Genomic DNA, 24824 nt, shown 5'->3' with positions numbered 1-24824 from the left:
GCCGTCTGACCGTTCACCATGACAGGCACGTCAGTACGCCTTGGCCCGCCGGCTCCTCACCCCCTGCCAGCTGAGCGGTCACCTTTCCATCGATCCGCTCCGGAATCAGGTCCCATCATGCGATCACCTTTCAGCCCGGCTTCTGGCCGCGTTTCCGAGGAGCTGCCGCTTGCCGCGCGTCCCGCGGTGATTTCCCGGGCTCGCCATTTCGTCCGGTCGATCGTGACCAGGTGGCAGCTTTCGGATATGGCGGACGACGTGGAACTGCTCACATCGGAAGTCGTCACCAATGCGGTCCAGGCGACAGAGGCCGCCGCGGCATCCGGCCACCGCTCGCACCTTGTCGTCCTGCGTGCCCGGCTGACCCGGGAGCACCTGTACGTGGAGGTGTGGGACGGCGTCGGCATAGTCTGGCCAACCTCAAGCGCGCCCGGCGGCGCCCTGCCCGGTGAAGAGGACGACATCGCGGAGTGCGGCCGCGGGCTGGTGCTGGTCGAGTCGCTCAGCCATGCGTGGGGCGTCCTCCCCGGACGTCCCGATGGCAAGGTCGTCTGGTTCTCCATCGCCCTGCCGCGCGCCCGCCGGCCCGTTCCACTCCCCACGGCGACCACTCCCGCGGTCGCCCGCCGAGCGCCCGGTGGGCATGGAGGCGCGCACCGCGGCGAGGCGGCGAGATCGTCTGGTGTGGGGGCCGGACAGGCCGATGGCCTCCTCGATCGAGGAGGCCATCGATGATGGTGGGCGATACTGGGATTGAACCAGTGACCTCTTCCGTGTCAGGGAAGCGCTCTCCCGCTGAGCTAATCGCCCTTGGACGAACCAAGAGGTGGAGACGGGATTTGAACCCGTGTACGCGGCTTTGCAGGCCGCTGCCTCGCCTCTCGGCCACTCCACCGTGTCGATCTCCGAGCGGAAGACGGGATTCGAACCCGCGACCCTCACCTTGGCAAGGTGATGCTCTACCACTGAGCCACTTCCGCGTCCCGGCTCTCGGCCGGACTCACGCGAAGCACTTTATCCAATCTCCGGCGACTCCCCAAATCAGCGGCGTTCGCCCTGCTCACGCCGTGAGTCCGGGTGACCCTTCCGGCGTCGGGGGAGCGGAACCCCGGCGGGCGGGGCCGGGACGCGAGGGGACGGAGGGATCCATGGATGTAAGGACCTACTTTAGGATACGGTGGTTACCAATGGGATGGTGAAGGGGTGGGACGATGCACGACGACGAGGTCGTGGCCGTCGGTCCCGGGCCGCTCGCCTTCGCCGACGTGGTCCGCGTCGCGAGGGACGGAGCCCGGGTGCGGCTGACGGACGACGCGATCGCCGAGATGGCCGCGTCGCGGGGGAGGATCGAGGAACTGGCCGAGGCCGACGCCCCGGCCTACGGCGTCTCCACTGGCTTCGGCGCGCTCGCCACCCTGCATATCGATCCCTCGCTGCGCGCCCGGCTCCAGCGCAGCCTCGTCCGCTCACACGCGGCCGGCTCCGGGCCCGAGGTGGAGGCCGAGGTCGTCCGGGCCATGATGCTGCTGCGCCTGCGCACGCTCGCCACCGGGCACACCGGCGTACGCCCGGTCACGGCCCGGGGGCTGGAGTCGCTGCTGAACGCGCGGCTCACCCCGGTCGTCCACGAGTACGGCAGCCTCGGCTGCTCGGGGGATCTCGCGCCGCTCTCCCACGTCGCCCTGACGATCATGGGCGAAGGGGTCGTGCGGGACGCCGGGGGCCGCCTGCGGCCCGCCGCCGAGGCGCTCAAGGAACACGGCGCCGAGCCCGTCGAGCTGGCCGCCAAGGAGGGGCTGGCGCTGATCAACGGCACCGACGGCATGCTCGGCATGCTCGTGCTGGCGCTGCACGACCTGTCCGCGCTCCTCACCACCGCCGACATCGGCGCGGCCATGAGCGTGGAGGCGCTGCTCGGCACCGACCACGTGTTCGCGGCCGAACTCCAGGCGCTGCGGCCCCACCCCGGCCAGGCCCTGGCCGCGGCCAACATGCGGGCGCTGCTCGCCGGGTCGGGCGTGATGGCCTCGCACCGCGACGGTTCCTGCACCCGCGTCCAGGACGCCTACTCGCTGCGCTGCGCGCCGCAGGTCGCCGGGGCCGCCCGGGACACCCTCGCCCACGCCTCGGCCGTCGCCGCCCGGGAGTTGGCGAGCGCGATCGACAATCCGGTGGTGCTCGCCGACGGCCGGGTGGAGTCCAACGGCAACTTCCACGGCGCTCCCGTGGCGTACGCGCTGGACTTCCTGGCGATCGTGGCGGCCGACCTCGCCTCGATCTCCGAGCGGCGCACCGACCGCATGCTCGACGTGGCGCGCAGCCACGGCCTTCCGGCGTTCCTCGCCGACGATCCGGGCGTCGACTCCGGCCACATGATCGCGCAGTACACCCAGGCGGCGATCGTGTCCGAGCTCAAGCGGCTGGCGGTCCCGGCGAGCGTGGACTCGATCCCGAGCTCCGCCATGCAGGAGGACCACGTCTCGATGGGCTGGTCGGCGGGGCGCAAGCTGCGCCGCGCCGTCGACGGGCTCACCCGCGTGCTCGCGATCGAGGTGCTCACCGCCGCGCGGGCGCTCGACCTGCGCCGGCCGTACGAACCGGCGCCGGGGACGGGCGCGGTCGTCGCGGCGCTGCGCGAGGCGGTGGCCGGGCCCGGGCAGGACCGCTTCCTGGCGCCGGAGATCGAGGCGGTCGTCCGGCTCGTCGCGAGCGGAGCCGTGGTCGCCGCCGCCGAGTCCGCCGTCGGCCTGCTCGCCTGACGCCCGCTCGCCTGACGCCTGCTCGCCTGACGGCCCGCTCTCCGCGATCCGGGAGCCGGCCCGCGGCGGACGCCGTCCGCCCGAAGAGGGACCCGGGAGCAAGAAGCCATACCTGCGGCAAGTAGGTTGCATGGCATTCATTCCCCCCACGGACCGCCCAGCACGGATGGAGCATGTTCGACACCGACGCGCTTGTGCTGCTCGACGTCGTGGCCCGCACCGGGTCGTTCACCGCGGCCGCCCTGCAGCTCAACTACACCCAGTCAGCCGTGTCCCGGCGCATCGCGACCCTGGAGGCCCAGGCGGGCGGCCCGCTGTTCGCGCGGCTGCCCCGGGGGGTACGGCTGACGCCCGCGGGCCGGACACTGCACCGCTACGCCCGTGAGGTGCTCGAACGGCTCGGCCGGGCGGGGGAGGAGCTCGCCGCGATCCACCAGGGCACCGGCGGGCGGCTGCGCGTCGGGGCCTTCGCCACCGCGAACGCCGTGCTGGTGCCCGCCGCGCTGCGGGAACTGCGCGCGGCCCGGCCGGAGGTCGCCGTCAGCATGGTGGAGGGCCTCAGCACCCACCTCATGGACGGCCTGGGCCGCGCCGAGATCGACATCGCGGTGGTCAGCGACCACCCCTCCGGCCTGGGGGCCGGGCCGGAGGTCGAGGTCACCCGCCTGATGGAGGACGAACTGCTCGTCGCCCTCCCCGGCGGCCACCCACTGGCCGGCCGGGCCAGGGTCGACCTGCGCGACCTGCGCGACGAGAGCTGGATCGAGGGCGCCCCTCCCGGCACGGCGACCATGCTCGGCGCCGCCTGCGCCCGGGCGGGCTTCGCGCCGAGAATCGACCTGCGGATCGCGGAGTGGACCGGCAAGCTCGGCTACGTGGCGGCCGGGCTCGGGGTGACGCTCGTCCCGGCCATGGCCGCGCCCGCCGTACGGCCCGACGTGGCGCTGCGCTCGCTCGGCGAGCTCGCCCCCCGGCGGACGGTCTACGCGGCCCTGCCGCGCACCGCGGCCCTGCCCGCCGCGTCCGCGCTGCTGGGCCTGCTGGGCGCCGGCGCCGGCCTGCCGGCGGCGGGACGCTCCTGACGGACCCGTGGAGGGGCGGGGCGGGGGATTGCGACAATGGAGACGTGCACGACCCCTTCGCCTATATCGGGGGACGCCTCGCCACCGGCCTGCGTGAGGTGACCACCGACCTGGCCGCCCTCGACGGCTCCGGCTGGTGGGCGGTGGTGGTGTCGTACGAGGGGAAGGTCGTCTGCGCGCGGTTCGACTCCGTGCGGCCCGCCCCGCTCCCGGCGCCGGACCGGCCCTGGCGCGGCCCCGCCCGCGACGCCTGGACCACCTCGCTCGACCGGGAGGGCTACGAGCGCGGCGTGCGGCGGATCAGGGACCACATCGAGCGCGGGGAGGTCTACCAGGCCAACCTGTGCCGCGTCCTGTCCGCGCCGCTGCCCGTCCCGGGCGCCGACCCCCTGGCTCTCGCCGTACGGCTGGCCGAGGGCAACCCCGCGCCCTACGCGGCGGTGGTCGACGTGCCGGGCCTCACGGTGGTCTCGGCCTCGCCGGAGCTCTACCTGTCCCGGCGCGGCCCGGTGATCGAGTCCCGGCCGATCAAGGGGACCGGGGTGACGGCGGACGACCTGCTCGAGAAGGACTACGCCGAGAACCTCATGATCGTCGACCTGGTCCGCAACGACCTCGGCCGGGTGGCCGAGGTAGGCTCTGTGACCGTGCCCTCGCTGTACGCGGTCGAGGAGCACCCCGGGCTCGTCCACCTGGTCTCCACGGTGCGGGCGCGGCTGACCGGCGGCGCCGGCTGGCCCGACCTGTTCGCCGCGACCTTCCCGCCCGGCTCGGTGACCGGCGCGCCGAAGTCCTCCGCCCTGCGGATCATCGGTGAGCTCGAACCAGAGCCCCGGGGGCCGTACTGTGGGGCCGTGGGCTGGGTCGACGCCGACCGGCGCGAGGGGGCGCTGGCGGTCGGCATCCGCACCTTCTGGGCGGAGCACGAGACGATCCGGTTCGGCACGGGGGCGGGCATCACCTGGGGCTCCGACCCACGGCGGGAATGGCACGAGACGGAGCTGAAGGCCGCACGGCTCATCGGACTCGCCTCGGATGACGGCGACAGCGGATAGGAACGAACGGAGCGGGGAGATGGCTGTACCGATCTGGGTGAACGGGGACCTGTACGAGCCCGACAAGGCCGTGGTCTCGGTCTTCGACCACGGGCTGATGGTCGGCGACGGCGTGTTCGAGACGATCAAGGCGGTGAACGGCGAGTCCTTCGCGCTCACCCGGCACCTCGACCGGCTCGCGCTGTCGGCCAAGCGGATGGACCTGCCCGAGCCCGACCTGACCGCGATCGCCGACGGGGTGCGCCGCGTCCTCGCGGCCGCGCCGAAGTGGGCGCTGGCCCGGATCAGGATCACCTACACCAGCGGGCCGGGACCGCTCGGCTCCGACCGCGGAACCGCCGGGACCAACGCGATCGTCATCGCGGGCGAGCAGGCGCCGTTCCCCGCCACCGCCGACGTCACCGTCGTGCCGTGGCCCCGCAACGAGCGCGGCGCGCTGGCCGGGGTCAAGAGCACGTCGTACGGCGACAACGCCAAGGCCCTGGCGTACGCCAAGGAGCGCGGCGGCGCCGAGGCGATCTTCGAGAATCTCGCCGGGAACCTGTGCGAGGGCACCGGGAGCAACATCTTCGCCGTCATCGGCGGCCGCCTGGTCACCCCGACGCTCGCCTCCGGCTGCCTGGCCGGGGTCACCCGCGCGCTCACGCTCGAATGGTGCGGCGGCGAGGAGGCCGATCTTCCGATCTCGGCGCTGCAGGAGGCGGAGGAGGCGTTCCTCACCTCCACGACCCGCGACATCCAGCCGATCAGGGCCGTGGACGGCAGAGCGCTGCCGCAGGCGCCCGGGCCGGTCACGCTGGAGGCCATGAAGGTCTTCGCCGAGCGCGCGGCGGGCGACCTCGACCCGTGACCGCGTGACGGTCAGTAGGACCGCTGGCTCTGGGCGTTGAACTCGGTGAACCGTACCTTCCTGGCGGGATCGGTCAGCGGGTCGTCGAGGCGCAGGACGTCGAGCCCCTTGGTGATGTCGCTGGAGTAGACGTAGCCGTTGTAGTAGTAGGCCGACCACGACCCGCCGAGCTGGAGGTCCGGCGCCAGCGGGCCGCGCTCGAAGTAGGCGATCTCCCTCGGCCGGGCGGCGTCGGTGAAGTCCCAGACCGACACGCCGCCCATATACCACGCCTGGACCATCACGTCCCGGCCCGGCACGGGCACCAGCGCGCCGTTGTGGGCCACGCAGTTCTCCTTCGCGCCCTGCATCCGGGGGATCTTGAAGTAGCCCCGGCGGACGAGCCTGCGGTCCGGCGTCAGCGTGTAGACCGCGTCCGCGCCCCGGGTGGGGCTCACGGAGGACAGGCAGGTGGGGGCCGCGCCGCCGCCCATCTCGTCGCTGAAGACGACCTTGGTCCCCGTGTTGTCGAAGGTGGCCGAGTGCCAGATGGAGAAGTTCGCCTCGTCCCGTACGGTCTGGAGCACCTTGGGGCGTACGGGGTCGGAGATGTCGAGCAGCACGCCGTCGCCGAAGCAGGCCCCGGCGGCGAGGCCCTTCTCCGGGTAGGCCGTGATGTCGTGGCAGCCGCCGGCGAGGTCGTCGTCCCCGCCGCCGGGCTCGCGGCCTGCGAACAGCTCGGGCGTGGCCACGACCCGAGCCTTGCCGGGGTCGTCGACGGGCACCTTCACGATCGAGATGTTCTGGTGCGGCGGCGGGCAGTTGACCGAACCCGGCTCGGGGCCGGGAGAGGAGACGTAGAGGTACAGCGTGCGGGCGTCCCGGCCCGGCACGATCGTGTGCGTGTGCGACCCGCACTCGGTGCGTACGGCCTTCAGGTATCGTGGGTGGGCCTTGTCGGAGATGTCGAAGACGCGGATGCCCTCCCACTCGTCCTCGGCGAACGGGTCGCCGGCCTCGCTCTCGCAGGTGTCGTCCGTACGGGCCTGGTCGACGGACAGGAAGAGCAGGTCACCGGAGACGGAGATGTCGTTCTGCCCGCCGGGACACACGACCCGGGCGACCACCCTGGGATGCGCCGGATCGCCGATGTCGTGCACCGTGAAGCCCCGGTAGTTGCCCACGAAGGCGTACCGGCGCGACGCCCGTACGGTGCCCCGGAACCCGCGGTAGATCTCCACGTATGGACGCTATGTCGTACGCGCGGCCCGTGCGGACCGGTTCGGTAACGGTTGGGGTGAGTCAGGGGGCCTCGCGTGCCCCGGGGGTGGTTCAGGAGCTCCAGAGCATGTTGGTGAGCTCCTCGTCCAGGTCCATGAAGTCGGTCTCACGGCCGGCGGGGACGAGTTCGTAGGTGCGGTGCAGGAACTCGGTGAGGGGGGCCAGGGGCACCTCGAAGAGGGCCTGTCCGAAGGGCGAGGTGAGGCTGATGTTGAGCGTGCGCTCGCCGTCCGACCGGGCCGGCCACACCTGGACGTCCCCGTCTCCGACGCGCCGCACGATGCCCACGGTCAGCAGCTCGCGGGCGAAGATCCACTCGACCGGCTCGTCATTCCCCACATGGAAGGCCATCCGGATGGCGTACGGATCTTCAGCCGTATAGCTAAGGCCGGCGAGCAGGGGGACGGTCGTACGGTCGGGGACCACAAGCCGAAGGCCCAGCTCGGCAGAGACGGTGGTGCTGTTCATCGTCAGCCAAACCTTTTCGTCGTCGGGTCCCCTGTCAAGGGGCTATCACTACGTCTCACTGTTGATGCCGGGCCTCGCCGCGCGCTCGCGCTACGAGGACGAACGGAGAGACCCGTAGGAAAGATTCCGCCTCCAGGCACTTCTGTAACGCACATCACAGCTTGACATTCGGTCATCTACCAGCGCAAACATCACCAACAGGCTCGTCCTTACCTCTGGTTTGCTTGTCGGCGGGGTCCCGGGGGTGATGCCGTTGCGGGTGATTGATCTCAGGTCGTGCGTATGGGTCGAGCATGGAGCATCACGATGCTATGACACCACACCCCCACGCTGGGGATGGTCTGGGGAACCTTTCGAAGGTGTTGACGAAGGCGGGACGATCCGGCCCGCCCGGGGCCCGGCCGTCCCGTCCCTTCGCCATCACCCCCTCGGGTGCGGTATGGTTTTCCCCGTCGGCGCCGCGAGGCGCGGACCATCCCGGGCGATTAGCTCAGCGGGAGAGCGCTTCGTTCACACCGAAGAGGTCACTGGTTCGATCCCAGTATCGCCCACCAACATCACACCAGGTCAGAGCCCGGATGGCGACACAGCCGCCGGGCTTTTTCCTTGCCCGTGCGTTAATCGTGCGTGATTGTGCCCGGCGCGGTCCGGCTCGTCCGGCGCTTGCACGGAGCCGAGCGCGAGACGCCGCAGCTGGAATGGCCATGGCGAGGTGGAAGAAGGCGCTCACTGGCCCGCCCGCCGAGCCGTCTGCGGACATCACGGGAGACAGGCGACGCCACAGAGTACCCTGATGGCATGACAGCCGAGCCGGTGCATCACGCCGAGGACGACCCTGCGGAGATCTTGCGCATGCTGCCGGAGCGGTGGCACGAGCAGTTCCTCAGCGAGTACCACAGCGCGTTGGATGCGGCTCACGAGGTATGGCGGTTCCAGCAACTTCGCGAGTTGCGGCGCGTGTGGCGGCTGCATGCGGCCGCGGTGTCCAATCCAGACTTCGCTCATGCCGAGCAAGCGGTTCGTGAGAATCGGCGCGATGAGTTCGTTTCGATGGAGGTCGCTTTTCCTGGTTGGGCCGACCGCCGATGAGCTACCGCGTGGAGCTCCACGTGGCGGCGTTGTCTCAGATGAAGGGCCTCCCAGTAGAAGCGCTTGATGCTCTGATTTCGCGCACGACCGATCTTGTGGAAGAGCCCTGGGATGCGCGCGCCCACTACAAGGACGAGCCCGAATTCCGCATGACCACCTTTGGGGCACCACATACAGCGAACCCCGGCCTGCACCAGCCACGAGGCCGCCGTGTGCCGCATCAGATGCGGCGAGAACCGGGGAATCATGTACGACGGGGCGTCGCACCACTCCGCCCCGCACTCCCCGTCCAGGACCGGCTGCACCTCGGGCGAGGCCACCGCGGCGAGCCGGTCGCAGACCCGGGCACGCTCGACGGCCGGGTACCAGACCCGGCCCCGCCACACGGAGTCGCCCATGTTCAGGCACACCGTGAACAGGCCGGTGAGCCAACGCAGCACGACCGGCCAGCCGCCGCCACTGCCCCCCAGCCGTGACACCACCGAGTCGAGCCGGATCACGATGACCACGGCCGCGTCCACCACCAGCGGCAGGATTGGCGCCGTCCAGTCCCACCCGTCGGGAGTGACGCGCTTGACGAGCGGGGTCACCGTCAGGCGCTCGGCATCGAGGTGGACCGGCGCATCCCAGAGACCGTGGCGACACGGATGCCGACTCCGGAGGAGGCGCGGCTGCTGCGGATCGGCCCGGGCGTGCCGGTCTTCGCGATCACGCGACGGATGCTCTCCGAAGGGCGCGTGGTCGAGGTGGCTGACCCGATCGTCATCCCCGGCGACCGCGCCGCCCTGGACTACGACATCCCGCTGTAGGGCGGCCCGGTCAGAGCGGGAGCCTGTCCACGAGCCGGTAGGCACGCGGCCCGACCCGGACCTCGCCATCGTGGCGGAACCGGTACCGGAACCACCCACGCACCTCCACATGGACCTCCGCCCCGGTCGGGACCTCCACCAGGCGCCCGTCGAGGTCAGCCACGTCGCCGTACAGCCCGCGACCCCGAAGTGCTGAGCCTGATCTGCTGCGTCTCGCCCATCCGCCCTCCCTGCACCCGCTTCATCCCGCAGGCGGTGTCGCGTCGCTGTCGAGCACGTGCCGCAGGTACGCCTCAGGCGCCTCCAGGAACCGCCGCCAGTGATCCACCAGGTGCAGCTCCTTCCACGCGACACGCCGGATCCCGTCGTCGCCCAGCTCCAGGATCTGCGCACCCGGGAGGCTCGCCAGAACCGGCGAATGCGTCGCGCAAATGATCTGCCCGCCCTCACGCGCCACCCGATCCATCAACGCGACCAGACGCAGGCACGAGGAGAACGACAACGCCGCCTCCGGCTCATCCATCAGATACAGGCCGGGCCCGGCGACCATGCGGTCCAGCACCGTGAAGAACCCCTCGCCGTGCGACTGCTCGACCAGGTCCTCCTCCCAGAACCCGTGCAGGCCGGACACGTTCTGCCCGAGGTTGAACAGCGTCTCGGCCCGGAAGAAGAACGCTCTCCGCCGCGTGCGGGGCCCGCGGACCAGCCGCAGCCCCGCGGTGGTGAACTCCGCGCGCAGCACCTGGCCGAGCGGCGTCAGCTCCCCGGTCGAGGCGTACCGGGTGCCGGCCTTGCCGCCTTCGGCGTTGATGCCGCATACGTCGGCGACGGCCTCGACGAGCGTGGACTTGCCCGACCCGTTCTCCCCGACGAGGAACGTCACCGGGGCGGTGAGGTCCAGCCCTTCCGCGAGATGCGTCACGGCGGGCAGGGTGAACGGCCACCCGGCCGGCTGAGGCGGCGGCACGACCAGGCGGGTGATCAGCACGCCCCGCTCCGCGACGCCGCCGCCAGGAGCCGGTGCGCGTGCTCCCGCACCGGGCGCCGCAGGTCGGGGTAGTCGCCCGTGCGGTGCGCGCGGTCGAGGATGTGGGCGGCGGCGGCGAGCTGGGCCACACGACCGGACGGGGTATCGAGCACGTCGGCGAACACTTGCTGCACGCGGTCGGCCGTGGCGGGGACGAGCAGGGCGTGGCAGTACAGCAGCGCCGGGCCGTACCCGGCGGGCGCCCGGCCCCAGTACTCCCAATCCAGCAGATAGGGGCGAGGCTGGGTGAGGTTGGCCCAGTGCAGGTCGGTGTGCTCGGTGCGCAGCTCAGGCGCCGGGAGGTCAAGCGCGCGGCCGTAGAGGCGTTCCAGGTCCCGCAGGTAGCTGGCGGGGTCGCCGGTTCCGCGGGTGGTCGGGTGCGCGGCGACCGCGGCGAGCGCGGCGTGCAGGCCCGCCCACCAGGCGTCGGGCAGAGCGAGCTCGGCGGTCAGCTCCGGCGTCGGCGAGCACGCCGCATCAGGCACGTAGCCGAGGAGTTCGGCGTACACCACGACCGGCGGCTCCTCCCATTCCACGCGGGCGACCAGCTCAGGCTTGGGCACACCCGCGATCTCGGCGGCGTCCGCGTTGCCCGTCCACGCCTCGCCATGGGCCGAGTCGTGGTGTTCCGCGGTGGCGCGGACCCAGAACAGGCCGCCACCCGCCATGGCGGCCGTCCCGATCGTGCGGTCACGCCAGCCGAACCGGGCGTCACCGACCGGGGCGGCGCCGAGCCGCCGCGCACCCTCGGCCAGGACGCGGCGCAAGAACGCGTGCTGACCGGAGCACGCCTGTCCGTGGCTGGTCATGACGGATGTGACCTCCTAGGAGGTGGGCCTGCACTTGTTCGGCTGACAGTCCCTATCAGGGTTGCACAGCCGCTTGTCAGGGTTGCAGGACCCGTAGGCGGGGCTGCACGTGCTGGTTGGGCGGCAGTTGTTCTGCGGGGCGCAGGCGGGGCTGCAGGACGGGCCGCACTTGGGGTTGCACTGCTCCGGTGCGCACCGGTCCGGTTCGCACCGTTTGCCCGACCGGCCGAACGCCTCGCGCAGGCCGCCCACAACGTCGCGGAACGCGGCACCGGTGACGATCTCGGCGAGGGACGCCTCCAGCACGCTCCCCGCGGGCATCCAGCGGGCGAACACATACGGCCAGACCTGCCCGGTCGGGGAGATCGCGGCCTTCCGGTCGCCGCACCGCCCGCACAACTGCGCGACGCCGGGGCCGGTGTTCCGGACGCCACGCCCGACCTGCCGAAGGTCGTCATACCCGATGTCGGCGACCCCCGCCCGCTCCAGGACGGTGATGCCGCCGGCCGTGCGCTGCTGGTCCAGGACGCCGACGACGCCCGCGCGCAAGGGGATGCCGAACTCGGCGGCGCGGCGGATATTGGCCAGGGTCCGCTCATGGGTGGGCCTTCGGGTGATCTGCTCGTGCTCGGCGGGCAGCTCGCTGTACCAGGAGGTGGCCAGGCGGACGCCGGGGAGGCGGAACAGGTCCCACAGGGCCGGGGTGACGTGGACGAGGTTGGTGTAGATCTCGACCTCGATCCCGGCGCCCAGGGCGTGCTCGGCGAGGGAGGGCAGGGCGGGGTGCAGCGTCGGCTCCCCGCCGATGAACTGCACCATGGTCGCACCGAGGCGGGCGGCGTCGTCGATCACGGCCTGCCAGTGCGCGGAGGTCATCGTGCCGTGGGTGCCTGCGGGGCCACTGGAGGCGTAGCAGCGGGCGCAGTTGAGCTGACAGCGGCCGGTGATCTCCAGCCAGAGGAACCCGATCTGGGCTGTCTCGGCTGCGGGTGTGGCGCCTGGGAGTGTGCGGGTTGGCACGGCGGTGCTCCCTTGCTCGTGGGGGTGGGGTGGTGCCGGCCTCGCGACGCACCGCTCCTGGTCGCGCCGCGAGGCCGGGCTCATGGGTGCGGCGGGGCGATGACGTCCGGCTGCCAGGCCTCGGAGAGGAGCTGGGCGTACCGCTCGGCGTACATCAGGGCGAGGTCCCGCCGCCCGACCGGCGTGGCCGAATCCTCCGTGACGAGCCCGTCCACCGTGGCCGTCTCCAGCATCCGGTCGGAGTCAGCGAAGATGACCCGTACCATGCGCTCGCCGTGCGGGCCGGTCTTGGCGAAGCAGTGGTGACCGGTGACGTCCGGCTCGCGCTGCGGGGGCACCGAGCCGAAGGCGATGGCACGCAGCACCGGGAAACGCCCGAAGACGGCCAGCAGGTTCACCATCAGCTCGCCCTGCCGTAGGGCGGCTGGTAGCCGAGCAGCTGCCGGTAGCGGGCCGCGACGAGGTCGGCGGCCTGCTCGGGCTCGCCGGCGGGGGCCTTGGCGATGACCGGCTGGTTGCGCTCGTCCCGGCCGAGCGACCAGGTGAACCGCTCGCCCTGGTGGCACCAGACGGTGAGGGTGTTGAGCACCAGGACGGCGGTCCCGCGGTTCGCGGTGATCCTGCCGCCGGGGATGCGGTGCCGTACGCCCAAATCGTGCCGGAGCCCTTCCAGGGCGCGCACGGCCGCATCAGTCGATGAAGTAGTCGGATCGTCACGCACGGTTGAAGTCAACGCCCGGTACGGCCCTCCTACAGGTAACCGCAACCCCCGCACCGCAGGGGGTACAGTCCGTACCCCCTGCCCAGGGTCAGGCCGCGCCCGCCAGGCGCAGCCGCCGGCCGAGATCCCGCGCGTCCTCCCGCACCGTCGACCCGCCGCTCGTCATCAACTCCTGCACCACCGACCTGGTGAACAGGTTGTAGCTGATCGTGTCCGGGCTCACCTCGAACGCCTTCCGCAGCAGATGCACCGTCGCGATCGGCTCCCGCTTCAAGTGGTACGCGCGCGCGGTCTCGATCAGGTGGAAGCTCCGCCGCGTCGCCGACGGCACCGCCTGCACGTCGATACGGTTGGCCTGCCTCGCCGCCTCATGCCCGTCGGTGAGATCGGCGTAGATCGTCACCGCGTAGGCATCGACCGTGTTCTGCCCGAACAGCAGCCACGGGTGGTCGCCGTCGAGGGAGCGGGCCGCCCGGTCCGCCTCGTCCCAATGCCGTTCCGCGTCCCCCTTACGCCCGATCCGGGCGTACGACAACGCCATGGCCAGCTGCAGCAGGCCCCACAGGCTGCGGTCGGCCTCCCCGCGGTCCGGCACCAGCAGCGAGCACGCCTGGTGCGCCAGCTCGATCCGGGCCTCGGCCTGCTCCCCGGCATCCCGGTAGACGTGGTTGAGGTACCAGGCGGCGGCGGCGATGGCGTGCGGGTCGTCGGCGTCCTGCGCGGCGGCCATCGCGCGGTCCCCGGTCAGCAGCACCAGCGTCGGCAACGGCTGAAACGACAGGTACAGCTGCGCGAGGTGGTAGACCTGCGCCAGCGACGCCAGCGCCGACCGGCGCTCGCCGCCCTCCAGCAGGCGCACGGCGTGCCGGGCGTCGTCGAGCAGGCGGGGCAGGACCGCGGCGATGGCGTCCCGCTGGGTCGCCGACCCGTGCCACACCCGCCACGCCTGGGCGACGCTCGCCGCGAGCGCGGCGGCGGGCACCGGCTCGCGGTCCCCGGTGACGATGGGGTAGGTGGCCAGACAGCGGGCGATCTCATCCGCCCTCGGGTGCCGCATCTTCGAGTACATGGTCGTCGCCAGTTTCTGTTCTCCGGTGAGCTCGGCCAGGTCGTGGACGCCGAGCAACTCGGCGAGGCGGATCAGAGCGGGGATGCGCGGCATGAGCAGGCGGCCGGTTTCGATGGCCTTCACCCACTCTTCGGATCGCCCGCAGAGCTCCCCGAGGACTTTCCGGGACATTCCGGCGCGGTTCCGGTAGAAACGGACCCTCTCGGCGAAGGCCATTGGCGTGGTAGCGTCGTCCATAACGGCCCTGCCCTCTCCTGGTGACCTCGACAGTCCTCAGGTTTGCGCGCAGGGCTTACTCATGTCCAGGGGTCCGGCGGATCCCGCCTCCCGTCGTGGTCAACGGCACCGGCCGGATGCGGCTACTTTGTCCGCACCCGCAGACAACGAGCGAGGGGGCATGGTGATCCGATACGTGGGCGTGGCCGGGGTCGCAGCCTGGTTCGGGGTGTCGCCGCAGACGGTGACGAAGTGGCTGACCCGGTACGCCGAGACGCACCCGTGCCCGGCACCGGACGCGGAGACGGGCGAAGGCTCGGCCGCGGTGAAGGGGTGGCTGCCGGAGCGGGCGACGGAGTGGCGCACGTGGGCTGCGGGCCGGCCGACGCAGGGGGCATCGCCCGCCCGCGAGATCATGAGGGGCGGCTTGGCCCTACTGGCGGCTCGGGCGAAGCGTGCTGGCGTACGCTGACGGCATGAGCCAGGCCGTCTCCTTGACCGCCACCGTCACCCCCGACGAAGAGGGTTGGTACGTCGCGCGCTGCCTCCAGGTTGAGGTGGCCAGTCAGGGCCGGACGGTTGACGAGGCCCTGGCCAGCCTCCGCGACGCCCTGGAGCTCTACTTCGAGGACGAGCCCCTTCCTGAGACCCCGCAGCAGCCGATCGTGGCGCCGATCGAGATCCGCCGTTCGGCATGAGCCCGCGTCAGTTTCCGAAGAATCTTGCCGTGCGAGGTTCACGCCCGGCCATCACCGACAGCGCTGACCGTCGTTCACGCCCTGTTACTGGTCCTATCAAGTGACGTGGCCGTGCGCATGAAGGTAGGTCCTTTGGCGGCGGAGCAGGTGTCGCGGCGGTGCCTTCGCCAGAATCACTACGTTCGCGGCCGAAGGTATCGGCCCGCGCGAATTCGCTGATTATGCGTACGGCCTGTCCTCGGCGCGTTGACAGCTATCAGGAACCGCAGGTACTTCTTTGTGGTTTGGGCCTGGGAAAACACACGAAATCGGAGGGACGCGTGGTGAAGCCATGATCGGGGTGGATCGCCTCGCCGCATTCCTGGCCGTCGTCGTGGTGCTGACCGCGGTGCCGGGGCCCAGCGTCGTGTTCATGGTGAGCCGGGGGGTCGCGCTGGGGCGGCGGGCGGCCCTGCCCACCGCGCTGGGCAACGAGGCCGGGCTCATGGTGCAGCTCGTCCTGGTCGCCCTCGGCCTGGGCAGCATCGTGGAGCGCTCGCAGGTCGTCCTCTCACTCGTGAAGTTCGCCGGCGCCCTCTATCTCGTCTATCTGGGCGTCCAGACATGGCGGCACCGCAGGAACCTGGCCGGGGAGTTGAACGGCGGGCGGCACACGCCGGCCGGCGCCGGCCGCATCTTCCGCGACGGCTTCCTGGTCGGCGTGAGTAACCCGAAGGGGCTGCTCATCTTCACGGCGATCCTGCCGCAGTTCGTCGACGCCGCCTCTGGCGACATCCCGCTCCAGTTGCTGGTGCTCGGAATGATCTGCGTCGGCGTCGCTCTGGTCTCTGACGTCTCCTGGGGGCTGTTCGCGGGGAGCGCGCGGACCTGGCTGGGAAAGTCGGAGCGGCGCCTGGAGATCATGGGTGGGGCTTCGGGCGCCATCATGATCGGTCTAGGTGCCGAGCTGGCGCTCAGCAGTGACGGCTGACCGGCGGGAGAAGGACAGCGAGCCGACGGTCACCTGGTGGAGGTCATCGGTGAAATATTCATCGGGAGTGAGCCGATGGTGAAGGGGGCGGAGGCGGGATTGTCAGCCGCTACCGCATCGAATCACGGAGCGTGAGGGAATAAAGGCGATCCCTCTATGGCCGGGGGTGCGTCCACTTGTGTCGCGCCGTTGCCGTGCGGCCGGTGCGGCCGGACGTTGTGCGCATGCTGAGTACTTTATCGAGGCGGTGGGGTGTGGCCGGTGCCGCGGCCGCGCTCGCGATCGTGGCGAGTACGGGGTGGCCGGGCGGCTCCGCCACGGCCAGGGCCGCGGCCGGACTCGCCGCCAGTCCAACACCCACCGCCAGTCCGACGCCGTACCCCACCGGAGGCCCGGAACTGGTCTATGTGGCGAACGCCCATGGGCCGGTGACGGCCTATTCGACCGGTAGTACGGGCGCCGTGTCTCCAGTACGGCAACTGGCCGACCCGGGCGACCCCAACACCTACTGGGGGCCGTGGGGGATCGCCTTCGACATCAGCGGGAACGCGTACACGCAGAGCTTCCTGTCGGATGCGACCACCTTCGTCTACTCACCGGGCGCCACGACGCCAGGCAGGATCTTCCGCGTCGCGGGGCCGGACTCCCGGGCGGTGGCCGTGGACACCGCGGGGTACGCGTACGTGACGACCGGTCAGGCCGAGGCGGTGATCGCGGTGGCCGCGCCGGGCGCGAGGGGCACGGGCGCGAACCTCTACACGGTGCCCGCGGTACGCCAGATCCCGCTGGACGAGACGTTCCACCCGTGGCCGGGCGTACTGACCACGGACACGTCCGGACATGTGATCGCCGCGGTGGTGCGTTCGACCGGCAACGCGGTGGAGTTCTTCGCCGGCGGCCCGTCCGGCAGCGCCACACCGGTGCGGGTCATCGCCGGGCCGCACACCGGCCTGGGCAGCTGCTCCAGCACCTGCGACCAGATCGCTGTCGCCTACTCCGCCTTCACCGGCCGGCTCTACGTGGCCGTCAGCCAGGGCCAGCAGACCCGCGTCAACGTGTACGCCGGCAATGCGAGCGGGGACGCCGCCCCGGTGCGCGTGATCTCCGGCCCGGCGACCGGCCTGGCCGGAAAGGTGGTCACCGGCATCGCCGGCAGCCAGGTCGACGGCACCATCTACCTGCTCACCAAAGCGGCCGCGTTCAACAGCCCCGGCAGCGTCCTGGCCTTCGACCGGCTGGCCGACGGCAACACGCCGCCGCGGCGTACCTTCACCGACAGCGGCACCGGACTGCTCGACGGACTCGGCATCGCGGTGTCCTTCGTTCACTGACCCCGACCCGACCCGACCCGATCCGATCCGGCCCGGCGTACGTCGGAGCGGGTCACCCGGGGGAGCGCCGGTGCGCCCGGACGCGCGAACCCGCCCGGACCCGAAGATCAGAAGGCCGGTCCGTGGTGAGGCGGACCGGCCTTCTTCAGTCGGATGACGTCATCGGCACCCGATCGGGCGATGGACTCAGACGCGGGTCCACTTCTGGTTGTTGGCGCCGGTGCAGGACCAGATCTGGACCTTGGTGCCGTTGGCGGTGCCGTTGCCGGACACGTCCAGGCACTTGTTGGCCCCGACGGCGGTGATGGTGCCGTCGGAGTTGAGGCGCCACTTCTGGTTGTTCTGGCCGTTGCAGTCCCAGATGATGACCGCGGTGCCGTCCGCGGTGCCGCCGCCGTTCACGTCGAGGCACTTGTTGCCGTAGACGCGCAGCTCAGACGCGCTGGTGGAGGTCCACTTCTGGTTGTTACCGCCGTTGCAGTCCCAGATCAACACCGTCGCGCCGTTCGACTGCGAGGCGCCGTTGACGTCCAGGCAGCGGTTCGACGCCACACCCCGGAGGGAGTTGGTGCCGCCGGGGGGCGGAGTGTTCGTGGGGGTCGAGGTGGGGGTGGAGGTGGGCGTCGCCGAGGGCGACGACGTGCCGCCGCTGAACTGCGTGAAGAAGTTCCACGTCACCGCCCGGGTCCAGGAGTTCTCGCCCGGCTCGTAGTCGCCGGACTTCCCGTCCACCGGGTTGGGCGTGTGGCCCGCGTCGAACGCGGCCCACGCGACCGGATAGCCGGCCCGGCACCCCTGGTAATAGGTGACGATATGCGTCAGGCTGCCCTGCGCCGGCTCCGGCGGGTTCTGGGCGGTGCAGCCGTTGTTCCTGACGAACCTGTCCCGCAGCGACCTGCCCTGGGAGATGTTGAGCACCGGGTCGCGGAGACCGTGGAAACCGAGGTACGCGATGGGGTCGTTGCCGCCGCTGCACCCGCTGAGCTGCCCGCCGGAGTAGACCGCCACCGCGCGGAAGACGTTCGCCCGGGAGCAGGCGAGCGAGTAGCTCATGCCGCCGCCGTAGCTGAAGCCCATGGCGAAGCGCTGGGTGGTGTCGATGCAGAGGTCTGCCTCGAGCTTCCGGATCATGTCGTCGACGAAGGTGACGTCCTCGCCGCCCGAGTTGGCCCAGCCGTTGTTGAAGCCCTGGGGCGCGACGAAGATCGCGGTGTTGTTCGACAGCGCCCTGGTCCCGTAGTAGGACCAGACGTACCCGCTGGTGCCGCCCGAGTCGACGTCGTTGGCGGTGCCGCCGTTCCAGTGGAACCCGAAGACCAGCCGGTACGGGTTGGTGTTGTTGTAGTTGTCGGGGATCCGCAGGATGAAGCTGCGGTTCTTCCCGCTGGTCGTGATCGACTGGGTGCCGCTTCTCAGCGTCGGAGCCTTGCCGCATCCGGCCGTCGTGGCGGCGGCGACGGCGCTGTTGCTGGACGACGAGGTGCCGCCGAGCGCCACACCCGCCGTTCCCAGGGTGAGAAGCGCCGCCGCGGTGACCGCGGTGAAGATGGATTTGTACCTCAAGTCACGCAACTTTCTGTGCTGTGTCGAGTGTGGATGAGGTGTCCCGGAGCCTCAGGCACATTACGGTCTCAGTCGACAGATCAGTCAAGAGCATAAGAATGCTTTTCTCGGCGCCGACAGCACCGGATCTTCGGGCATGGGAGGCCGTAAGTCTTCGCTTATCAGCTGGTTGAGCTGGGAATTCGCCACAGGCGTGCGATTCTGCCGTGGTCGCGATGAATGCTACTCATCTATCCGAGAAAGATGATCGTCCGGTGAAACTAAGTCGTACTCTTTCAGGCCGCTCCGAGGACGGCCCGCCGTGGCCCGGGGCCGGGCCACGGCGGGACGGGGGACCGGGGGTCAGCGGTAGTCGGCGGTCACGATCTCGGCCTGGACGGCGTTCTCGGTGGCGTCGGAGGGATAGCCGGCGACCATGGCCCCTTCGTAGAAGGTGCCCGCGCTGAGGTTGGCGCCGCCGTCGGGCTTGCAGCAGTCGCCGCCGCTGCCGAGGATGATCGCGCCCTGCTTCTTCATCGGGTTGTAGCCGCCGGGGAGCGAGCCGTCGTACAGCGTGTAGAGGCTGCCGGACTGGGCGTTGCTGCCCTTCATCGCGAACCGGGACGTGCCGTTGTTCTTCAGCGTGGCGGTGACGAACTTGCTGGTGAAGGCCCGCTGGTTGGCGTTCCACGACTGGCTGCCGCCGGGGAACAGGCCCCATTCGAGGTCGGCCTGGACCCACGGGCCGCTACCGGAGCAGCCGCCGAACCAGCACTGCTTGCTGAAGTTGATGGCGTCCATGGCGCCGGCGGCGTCGGCCTTGCGGGTGGTCTCGCTGTTGCCGTAGTCGAAGCAGCAGCCGCTGTTGACATGGGTGCCGCTGGTCACCATGTACATGCCCTCGGGCGCGCTGCCCGTGGGGACGCCGGTCAGGTGGCCGTCCCTCCAGTAGCTGTTGCCGGGGTTGATGTAGAGCGAGTAGGCCTTGTTGCCTCCGACGGTGAGCGACTCGGTGGTCGCGACCGCGGGCTTGCTCTGGGGGGAGCCGGGGACCACGCTGGAGCCCTGGTACCACAGGTCGTTGCCCCGCCCGGACTGGTCGTACACGACGGTGACGACGCAGGTGGTGCCGGTGCAGAACGAGTCCTGCGCCGCGGCGTTGGCGACGCCGCCCGCGGTCAGGACGGCGATGTTCCGGGTCGTGTTGTCCGAGGAACGCCGCACCTGGTACAGGTTGCCGTTGTACGAGCCGTACAGCGCCCGCGTCGTGCTGTGCGCGGCCACGCACGGCGTGCCGCCCGAGGCGTAGATGTCGCACGGCCGCGCGCCGGGCGGCGGCGGTGTGGGCGAGGTGGTGGGGGACGCGCTGGGCGATGCGCTGGGTGACGTGGTCGGCTGCGCCCCGGTGGTCCACTTCTGGTTGTTGGCGCCGGTGCAGGACCAGATCTGGACCTTGGTGCCGTTGGCGGTGCCGTTGCCGGACACGTCGAGGCACTTGTTCGCGCCGACGGCGGTGATGGTGCCGTCGGAGTTGAGGCGCCACTTCTGGTTGTTCTGTCCGTTGCAGTCCCAGATGATGACCGCGGTGCCGTCGGCGGTGCCGGCGCCGTTGACGTCGAGGCACTTGTTGCCGTAGACGCGCAGCTCGCTCGCGCTGGTGGTCGTCCACTGCTGGTTGCTCTGCCCGTTGCAGTCCCAGATCAGCAGCGTCGCGCCGTTCGACTGGGAGGCGCCGTTGACGTCGAGGCACCGGCCCGACCCCACGCCCACCAGCGGCGTGGTCGCCGCCGAGGCGGGCGCCGACCAGCTCAGGGCGGTGGCCAGGAGAGTCGTCAGCACCGCCACGGCAGACGCGACGACGGCCGCCCGGGAGCGCCGTCCACGTGGCGCGCGGTCCGGTAAGGGAACGGATGTGGGTTCCATTGGAGACTCCTTGGGGGGATGGGACCGATGCGGCCCCGCGCTCGGAGAACCGCGGGGCCGCACCGGAGACCGCGTGAGCAGTGAGCAGGAAAGCAGTGAGCAGGAAAGCAGTGAGCAGGAAAGCAGTGAGCAGGAAAGCAGTGAGCAGGAAAGCAGTGAGCAGGAAAGCAGTGAGCAGGAAAGCAGTGAGCAGGAAAGCAGTGAGCAGGAAAGCAGTGAGCAGGAAAGCAGTGAGCAGGAAAGCAGTGAGCAGGAAAGCAGTGAGCAGGAAAGCAGTGAACGGGAAGCACGGAAGCAGGGTGGGATCCGCTCGCAAGCCGTCGGCGTCACGACGGATGCGAATCGGCGGATGCGAATCGATTCGCCATCGCACCGGGTCCGCTGGAAGGTGGTGCGGTGTACAGCGAAGCACACACGACACACGGACCGCCTGTCAAGGCTGTCCCGGGCGGCTCACGGACTGCCGGGGTCAGTCGGAGGAGAAGAGGCGCTGCTGGATTTCCCTGCGGTAGTCGTCCAGGGTGTTGTCGATGTGCGTGGCCGCGGCGTGGGCCGCCGCCTCCGCGTCGCCGGCGCGAATCGCCTGGTAGATGGCGTCGTGTTCCTCGACGGCCTTGGCGGCGTGCCCGCCGACCGAGCCGCGCAGCCCGATGAGGCTCGACTGGGCCTGGAGCCGTCTCGCCTCGCGTACGGCGATCTGGAGGAACATGTTGTGCGAGGCCGTGGCGATGGCGGTGTGGAAGGCGTCGTCGCCCTCGTCGAACAGGTCCTGGCGCCCGGTCTCGAAGCCGTGGCGGCACACGGCGGCCGCCTCCTCGACGGCTCTGAGCTCGGCGGGGGTGGCACGGCGGGCGGCCAGCCGGCTGGTCTCCATCTCCTGGGCCCGGCGGAACTCGAAAAGCATGTAGACGTGGTCGAGGTCGGTGGGCAGGAAGAACGACGCCAGCCGCCCGGCGCCGAGCATCCCCTCGTCGTCGGCGACGTACAGGCCCCGGCCCTTCTGGGCGCGCACCCGGCCGAGCGCGGACAGGATCTTCACCGCCTCGCGCACGACGGTGCGGCTGGTGCCCAGCTGCCCGGCCAGGTCGTTCTCCGTCGGCATGCGGTCGCCCGGACGCAGGCCCAGCCGGGCGATCAACTCCAGCACCTGCTCCGCGGCCACCTCGTAGCCCGGCCGGTATCCGCCCTCACGCGGGGTGTCGGTCACCGCGCCTCCTCCTCGCCATCCCCAGAGCAGTATGACCGATCGGAGGGCCCTCCCGGCCCCTTCGAGCGGGACCCCGATCAGTACGACACATGTGAACGGTTCATTTGTGTCAGTCACGTGCGGAGCGTAGGCATCGGGGCGTCGCCGCAGGTGAGCGGTAAAAAATGGTTCACCGTGCCCCGGTCCTGAATGTGCGCTGTGTGAAATGAGTGGGCTTAAGGTCTTGACGGGGTCGCGATGCTCCGATCGTAATGGGTCCGGATCCGCACAACCGGCCGTCGTCGTACACCTCCGCGTCCGACGACGGTCTCCTCCTCAGGAGGGCGTCACCTGCCGGAGGAGGGCGTGACCTGACCGCACCCCTACCCCCCAGAGGAACCACCGTGCAACGATCTTCGCCCGTCACGGCGCTGAGGCCGGTCCTGACCGGCATCGTCGCCGCGGCGCTGGCTGCGGCGTTCGCCCTCGTCGCCCCGGCCACCTCGGCCTTCGCGGCCACCACGACCCTGTACGCGTCCCCTTCGGGCACCGGCACCGCCTGCACCTCCGCCCAGCCGTGCTCGCTGCCCGCGGCGCAGACGGCGGTGCGGTCGCTGAACGGCTCGATGTCCGGCGACATCGTCGTCGAGCTGGCCGACGGGGTGTACCGGCTCTCCTCCCCGCTCCGGCTGACCGCCGCCGACTCCGGGAACAACGGCTACACCGTCAGGTGGCAGGCCGCGGCGGGCGCACGTCCCGCCGTCAGCGGGGCCCGGGCGGTCACCGGCTGGACGCAGGCCGACGCCGGGAAGAACATCTGGCGCGCCAACGTCGGCACCGGGATCGACACGCGGCAGCTGTACGTCAACGGCGCCCTCGCCACGCGCGCCCGCACCCAGGTGAACCGGAACGACTTCACCGCGACCACCACCGGCCTGAGGTTCAGCAGCAGCGCGCTGAGCTACCTGAACAATCTCGCCAACCAGAACCGGGTCGAGATGGAGAGCGTCGGCTCGTTCACCGACCGGTACGTGACGGTGCAGGGCATCAGCGGCAACTTCATCACGATGCAGCAGCCCGGCTGGAACAACAACACCTTCGGGTACGACACCTTCAGCCAGCCACACCGGGCTGGCGCGCTCTACCTGGAGAACGCGTACGAGTTCCTGGACTCGCCGGGTGAGTGGTACATCAACCCCGGGACCGGTGTCCTCTACTACATCCCGGCGTCCGGGCAGAACATCAACAACGTCAGCGTCGAGCTGCCGGTGCTGCAGTCGCTGGTCGACGTCGGGGGCACCTACGACTCGCCCGCGCACCACATCACCTTCAGCGGCATCACGTTCACCGGCACGACGTGGCTCGGGCCCAGCGGCAATCAGGGCTTCGTGGACCAGCAGACCGGCGCCTACATCGCGGGCAACTACAACTGGCCCGGCGACCGGCTGACCTCCTGCCAGGAGGGCTGCCAGGCCTTCGAGTCCACGCGGCCGAACTGGTACCAGATGCCCGCCGCGGTCCAGGTCTCCGCCGCCAACAACATCACCTTCACCGACTCGCAGTTCGTCAACCTGGGCCAGACGGCGATCGGCATCGGCAACGACGCGAACGCGCACGCCAGCGGTGTGGGCCTGGGCGCCAGCGACATCACGGTCACCCGGTCCGAGATCGCCCGCAACTCGGCCGGCGGCGTCGTGGCCGGCGGGGTGCGCGCCGACGCGCACCACCCGAGCGACCAGCGGATGGTCAACCGGAACATCACGGTCAGCAACAACCGGATCCACGACCTCGGCCTCGACTACCGGGGCATCGTCTCGGTCCTGACGACCTACGTCGCCACCTCGAACGTGTCGCACAACGAGGTCTACAACCTGCCGTACACCGGCATGTCGATCGGTTATGGCTGGGGCGCCAACGAGCCCGGCGGCAACACCAGCTACACCAACCGCGGGCTGTACAACTACCAGCCGCGGTACACCACCGCCACCACCGCGTCCGGCAACAAGCTCGTCGGCAACTACGTGCACGACGTCATGCAGCAGATGACGGACGGCGGGTGCATCTACACGTTGTCCTGGAACCCCAACGCGGTGATCAGTGACAACTACTGCCTGCGGACCAACGGCTGGTTCGGCGTCTACTTCGACGAGGGCTCGAAGTACTACACGGTCAGGAACAACGTCCTGTCGAACACCGGCACCTGGGCCACGGCCAACTACTGGGGCGGTGAGAACATGGGCAACTTCACCGTCACCGGCAACTGGTCGACCAACAACAGCACCAACATCACGAACGGCGACCGCGGCAACGTCGTCAACAACAACGTCGTGGTCTCCAACAACAACTGGCCGTCCGGTGCGCAGGCCGTGATGGCGGCCGCAGGGCCCCAGAGCGGCGGCACGCCGTCGGCCTCGCCGTCCGCGTCTCCGTCGGCGTCGCCCACTCCGCCCGCCGGGAGCACGAGCGCGCTCCGGGGCGTGGCGTCGAACCGCTGCCTGGACGTCAACGGCGCCTCGCAGACCAACGGTGCCACGGTGCTGATCTGGGACTGCAACGGCGGCAACAACCAGAAGTGGACCTCCACCAGCGCGAGCGAGCTGCGCGTCTACGGCAACAAGTGCCTCGACGTGAACGGCGCGGGCACGGCGGACGGCACCGCGGTGCTGATCTGGGACTGCAACGGCCAGAACAACCAGAAGTGGCGCCTGAACTCCGACGGCACGATCACCGCGGTCGGGGCGAACAAGTGCCTCGACGTGTCCGGGAACGGCACCGCCAACGGTACGAAGGTCCAGATCTGGTCGTGCACCGGCGCCAACAACCAGAAGTGGACCCGGGTCTGACACCCCGCGACACTGCCTGACGCCTTCCGGCGCACCTGACCGCCGTGCTCCGCCGGGGTGACGACCCCTCACCCCGGCGGAGCACGGCACGGCATCC

At 70.4% G+C, this 24824-nt stretch carries 25 protein-coding genes and 4 tRNA genes; 13 read left to right on the top strand and 16 right to left on the bottom strand.

The window, feature by feature from the left end; all coding sequences use genetic code 11:
* Positions 1–18 precede the first annotated feature (18 nt).
* Positions 19–735, top strand: a complete 717-nt coding sequence (locus OG344_RS29455) for an ATP-binding protein (RefSeq protein WP_405085876.1) — start codon at positions 19–21, stop codon at positions 733–735.
* Here the strand turns inward: OG344_RS29455 and OG344_RS29450 are convergent.
* From OG344_RS29450 to OG344_RS29440, 3 genes are all read right to left on the bottom strand, one after another.
* A tRNA-Val gene (locus tag OG344_RS29450) sits at positions 736–810 on the bottom strand.
* Between the two features lie 14 nt (positions 811–824).
* A tRNA-Cys gene (locus OG344_RS29445) sits at positions 825–895 on the bottom strand.
* Positions 896–908: 13 nt separating this feature from the next.
* Positions 909–980, bottom strand: a tRNA-Gly gene (locus OG344_RS29440).
* Positions 981–1211: 231 nt separating this feature from the next.
* Here OG344_RS29440 and hutH point away from each other — a divergent pair.
* From hutH to OG344_RS29420, 4 genes are all read left to right on the top strand, one after another.
* Positions 1212–2759: a histidine ammonia-lyase gene (gene hutH / locus OG344_RS29435; RefSeq protein ID WP_405085875.1), complete on the top strand. Its 1548-nt coding sequence runs from the start codon at positions 1212–1214 to the stop codon at positions 2757–2759.
* A 173-nt stretch (positions 2760–2932) separates the two neighbouring features.
* Positions 2933–3841: a LysR family transcriptional regulator gene (locus OG344_RS29430; protein ID WP_405085874.1), complete on the top strand. Its 909-nt coding sequence runs from the start codon at positions 2933–2935 to the stop codon at positions 3839–3841.
* Positions 3842–3885: 44 nt separating this feature from the next.
* Positions 3886–4896, top strand: a complete 1011-nt coding sequence (locus OG344_RS29425) for a chorismate-binding protein (protein WP_405085873.1) — start codon at positions 3886–3888, stop codon at positions 4894–4896.
* Positions 4897–4915: 19 nt separating this feature from the next.
* Entirely contained in the window at positions 4916–5746 is an 831-nt protein-coding gene (locus tag OG344_RS29420; RefSeq protein WP_405085872.1) for an aminotransferase class IV, read from the top strand.
* Positions 5747–5757: 11 nt separating this feature from the next.
* Here the strand turns inward: OG344_RS29420 and OG344_RS29415 are convergent, their stop codons facing one another.
* Both OG344_RS29415 and OG344_RS29410 read right to left on the bottom strand, forming a co-directional pair.
* Positions 5758–6966 (bottom strand): LVIVD repeat-containing protein, encoded by a 1209-nt coding sequence (locus tag OG344_RS29415; RefSeq protein ID WP_405085871.1) that lies wholly within the window; start codon positions 6964–6966, stop codon positions 5758–5760.
* 91 nt (positions 6967–7057) lie between these two features.
* Positions 7058–7474, bottom strand: coding sequence for an SsgA family sporulation/cell division regulator (locus OG344_RS29410; protein WP_036329836.1), 417 nt, complete (start codon positions 7472–7474; stop codon positions 7058–7060).
* Between the two features lie 479 nt (positions 7475–7953).
* On the opposite strand from OG344_RS29410, the gene OG344_RS29405 reads away from it, so the two are divergent.
* Positions 7954–8028 (top strand) — tRNA-Val (locus tag OG344_RS29405).
* A 244-nt stretch (positions 8029–8272) separates the two neighbouring features.
* The gene (locus OG344_RS29400; RefSeq protein ID WP_405085870.1) at positions 8273–8563 is read left to right on the top strand and encodes a DUF6247 family protein; all 291 of its coding nucleotides are present in this window, start codon (positions 8273–8275) and stop codon (positions 8561–8563) included.
* Here the strand turns inward: OG344_RS29400 and OG344_RS29395 are convergent.
* The gene (locus tag OG344_RS29395) at positions 8476–9153 is read right to left on the bottom strand and encodes a hypothetical protein (RefSeq protein WP_405085869.1); all 678 of its coding nucleotides are present in this window, start codon (positions 9151–9153) and stop codon (positions 8476–8478) included. The genes OG344_RS29400 and OG344_RS29395 overlap by 88 nt on opposite strands.
* A gap of 21 nt (positions 9154–9174) precedes the next feature.
* Between OG344_RS29395 and OG344_RS29390 the strand changes: the two genes are divergently transcribed.
* On the top strand, positions 9175–9372 hold the full coding sequence (locus tag OG344_RS29390; RefSeq protein ID WP_405085868.1) for a UTRA domain-containing protein: 198 nt from the start codon (positions 9175–9177) through the stop codon (positions 9370–9372).
* Positions 9373–9382: 10 nt separating this feature from the next.
* Here the strand turns inward: OG344_RS29390 and OG344_RS29385 are convergent, their stop codons facing one another.
* From OG344_RS29385 to OG344_RS29355, 7 genes are all read right to left on the bottom strand, one after another.
* Complete coding sequence (locus OG344_RS29385; protein WP_405085867.1) at positions 9383–9535, bottom strand: hypothetical protein; 153 nt, start codon at positions 9533–9535, stop codon at positions 9383–9385.
* Positions 9536–9613: 78 nt separating this feature from the next.
* Positions 9614–10360 (bottom strand): AAA family ATPase, encoded by a 747-nt coding sequence (locus OG344_RS29380; RefSeq protein WP_405085866.1) that lies wholly within the window; start codon positions 10358–10360, stop codon positions 9614–9616.
* On the bottom strand, positions 10354–11208 hold the full coding sequence (locus OG344_RS29375) for an aminoglycoside phosphotransferase (protein ID WP_405085865.1): 855 nt from the start codon (positions 11206–11208) through the stop codon (positions 10354–10356). The genes OG344_RS29380 and OG344_RS29375 overlap by 7 nt, the downstream gene beginning before the upstream one ends.
* 15 nt (positions 11209–11223) lie before the next feature.
* Complete coding sequence (locus OG344_RS29370) at positions 11224–12228, bottom strand: radical SAM protein (RefSeq protein WP_405085864.1); 1005 nt, start codon at positions 12226–12228, stop codon at positions 11224–11226.
* 80 nt (positions 12229–12308) lie between these two features.
* A complete protein-coding gene (locus OG344_RS29365; RefSeq protein WP_405085863.1) occupies positions 12309–12629 on the bottom strand; it encodes a hypothetical protein in 321 nt (106 codons plus the stop codon).
* Positions 12629–12910, bottom strand: a complete 282-nt coding sequence (locus tag OG344_RS29360) for a hypothetical protein (RefSeq protein WP_405085862.1) — start codon at positions 12908–12910, stop codon at positions 12629–12631. The genes OG344_RS29365 and OG344_RS29360 overlap by 1 nt, the downstream gene beginning before the upstream one ends.
* Positions 12911–13037: 127 nt before the next feature.
* Complete coding sequence (locus tag OG344_RS29355; protein WP_405089195.1) at positions 13038–14234, bottom strand: multiprotein-bridging factor 1 family protein; 1197 nt, start codon at positions 14232–14234, stop codon at positions 13038–13040.
* 476 nt (positions 14235–14710) lie between these two features.
* Here OG344_RS29355 and OG344_RS29350 point away from each other — a divergent pair, with 476 nt between their 5' ends.
* From OG344_RS29350 to OG344_RS29340, 3 genes are all read left to right on the top strand, one after another.
* A complete protein-coding gene (locus tag OG344_RS29350; RefSeq protein WP_405085861.1) occupies positions 14711–14932 on the top strand; it encodes a type II toxin-antitoxin system HicB family antitoxin in 222 nt (73 codons plus the stop codon).
* A 331-nt stretch (positions 14933–15263) separates the two neighbouring features.
* Positions 15264–15902: a LysE family translocator gene (locus OG344_RS29345; protein ID WP_405085860.1), complete on the top strand. Its 639-nt coding sequence runs from the start codon at positions 15264–15266 to the stop codon at positions 15900–15902.
* A 254-nt stretch (positions 15903–16156) separates the two neighbouring features.
* On the top strand, positions 16157–17233 hold the full coding sequence (locus OG344_RS29340) for a hypothetical protein (RefSeq protein WP_405085859.1): 1077 nt from the start codon (positions 16157–16159) through the stop codon (positions 17231–17233).
* A gap of 186 nt (positions 17234–17419) precedes the next feature.
* Here OG344_RS29340 and OG344_RS29335 read toward each other — a convergent pair whose 3' ends face one another.
* Positions 17420–18796 carry a lectin gene (locus tag OG344_RS29335; protein WP_405085858.1) on the bottom strand — a complete coding sequence of 459 codons (1377 nt, stop codon included), beginning with the start codon at positions 18794–18796 and terminating at the stop codon, positions 17420–17422.
* Between the two features lie 342 nt (positions 18797–19138).
* Positions 19139–20698, bottom strand: coding sequence for an arabinofuranosidase catalytic domain-containing protein (locus tag OG344_RS29330; protein WP_327046474.1), 1560 nt, complete (start codon positions 20696–20698; stop codon positions 19139–19141).
* An 80-nt stretch (positions 20699–20778) separates the two neighbouring features.
* On the opposite strand from OG344_RS29330, the gene OG344_RS29325 reads away from it, so the two are divergent.
* Positions 20779–21210 (top strand): histone H1-like repetitive region-containing protein, encoded by a 432-nt coding sequence (locus OG344_RS29325; protein ID WP_405085857.1) that lies wholly within the window; start codon positions 20779–20781, stop codon positions 21208–21210.
* Here OG344_RS29325 and OG344_RS29320 read toward each other — a convergent pair.
* The gene (locus tag OG344_RS29320) at positions 21168–21905 is read right to left on the bottom strand and encodes an FCD domain-containing protein (protein ID WP_327046473.1); all 738 of its coding nucleotides are present in this window, start codon (positions 21903–21905) and stop codon (positions 21168–21170) included. The genes OG344_RS29325 and OG344_RS29320 overlap by 43 nt on opposite strands.
* 383 nt (positions 21906–22288) lie before the next feature.
* On the opposite strand from OG344_RS29320, the gene OG344_RS29315 reads away from it, so the two are divergent.
* A complete protein-coding gene (locus tag OG344_RS29315) occupies positions 22289–24727 on the top strand; it encodes a lectin (protein WP_405085856.1) in 2439 nt (812 codons plus the stop codon).
* Positions 24728–24824 lie beyond the last annotated feature (97 nt).

The sequence above is a fragment of the Microbispora sp. NBC_01389 genome (genome assembly GCF_045040095.1).
Taxonomy (GTDB): Bacteria; Actinomycetota; Actinomycetes; order Streptosporangiales; family Streptosporangiaceae; genus Microbispora.
Note: the sequence above shows the minus strand (reverse complement) of the source record. Positions and strands in the feature narration are given on the sequence as shown.

Coding starts and splice junctions, on each gene's coding strand:
- OG344_RS29430 (WP_405085874.1), top strand. CDS start 2,933: ATGTTCGACACCGACGCGCTTGTGCTGCTCGACGTCGTGGCCCGCACC.
- OG344_RS29365 (WP_405085863.1), bottom strand. CDS start 12,629: ATGGTGAACCTGCTGGCCGTCTTCGGGCGTTTCCCGGTGCTGCGTGCC.
- OG344_RS29420 (WP_405085872.1), top strand. CDS start 4,916: ATGGCTGTACCGATCTGGGTGAACGGGGACCTGTACGAGCCCGACAAG.
- OG344_RS29375 (WP_405085865.1), bottom strand. CDS start 11,208: ATGACCAGCCACGGACAGGCGTGCTCCGGTCAGCACGCGTTCTTGCGC.
- OG344_RS29345 (WP_405085860.1), top strand. CDS start 15,264: ATGATCGGGGTGGATCGCCTCGCCGCATTCCTGGCCGTCGTCGTGGTG.
- OG344_RS29350 (WP_405085861.1), top strand. CDS start 14,711: ATGAGCCAGGCCGTCTCCTTGACCGCCACCGTCACCCCCGACGAAGAG.
- OG344_RS29455 (WP_405085876.1), top strand. CDS start 19: ATGACAGGCACGTCAGTACGCCTTGGCCCGCCGGCTCCTCACCCCCTG.
- OG344_RS29410 (WP_036329836.1), bottom strand. CDS start 7,474: ATGAACAGCACCACCGTCTCTGCCGAGCTGGGCCTTCGGCTTGTGGTC.
- OG344_RS29355 (WP_405089195.1), bottom strand. CDS start 14,234: ATGGCCTTCGCCGAGAGGGTCCGTTTCTACCGGAACCGCGCCGGAATG.
- OG344_RS29400 (WP_405085870.1), top strand. CDS start 8,273: ATGACAGCCGAGCCGGTGCATCACGCCGAGGACGACCCTGCGGAGATC.
- OG344_RS29330 (WP_327046474.1), bottom strand. CDS start 20,698: ATGGAACCCACATCCGTTCCCTTACCGGACCGCGCGCCACGTGGACGG.
- hutH (WP_405085875.1), top strand. CDS start 1,212: ATGCACGACGACGAGGTCGTGGCCGTCGGTCCCGGGCCGCTCGCCTTC.